Source organism: Clostridium tarantellae (assembly GCF_009295725.1).
Lineage (GTDB): Bacteria > Bacillota > Clostridia > Clostridiales > Clostridiaceae > Sarcina > Sarcina tarantellae.
Genome location: NZ_WHJC01000627.1, coordinates 1 through 545 on the forward strand (window position 1 = coordinate 1; position 545 = coordinate 545).

1 protein-coding gene is annotated in these 545 nt (G+C 24.0%); it reads left to right on the forward strand.

Going from position 1 to position 545, the window contains the following annotated elements; genetic code table 11:
- Positions 1–162: 162 nt before the first annotated feature.
- On the forward strand, positions 163–504 hold the full coding sequence (locus GBZ86_RS16685; protein ID WP_152892513.1) for a HesB-like protein: 342 nt from the start codon (positions 163–165) through the stop codon (positions 502–504).
- Positions 505–545 lie beyond the last annotated feature (41 nt).

Sequence of the window (545 nt, forward strand, 5' to 3'; positions counted from 1 at the left end):
TCATAGAGCAAAAATTTTTTCCATTTTATAAATTATGTAAATATATATATAAATTTATCATAATCGCCATTATAATGATACATTTTTTACCATTGATTAAATATAAATAACACTATATAATTAAATAATAATTATTATCAATTAAATGAAGCAGGTGTTAAAATGAATAAAATTACTATGAGTAAAGAAGCATATACAGAATTTAAAAACTTTTTAGATGAAAATAATATAACTGATTTGAACATAAGAATAAACTTAGCTGGCTATGGTTGCAGTGGTCCTGCATTTAACATAACTATAGATAATGAAAATGAAGAAGATATTGTTGAGAAATTTGAAGATATTAAATTTATAATGACTCCAAATTTAATAGATACTTTTGGTGGATTTATGATTTTATCTACTGAAGAAAATGAAGGTAGAGGATTAACTTTAAAACCATTAGTAGAATCAATGGAAAATAATTGTGGCGGTTGTGGTGGCAGCTGTGGATGTAGCCATTAAGAAAACTATTAGTTAAAAAAGCAATGGTATTTATACTATTG

Excerpts from the sequence above, each read along its gene's own strand:
- GBZ86_RS16685 (WP_152892513.1), top strand. The coding sequence starts at position 163 with ATGAATAAAATTACTATGAGTAAAGAAGCATATACAGAATTTAAAAAC.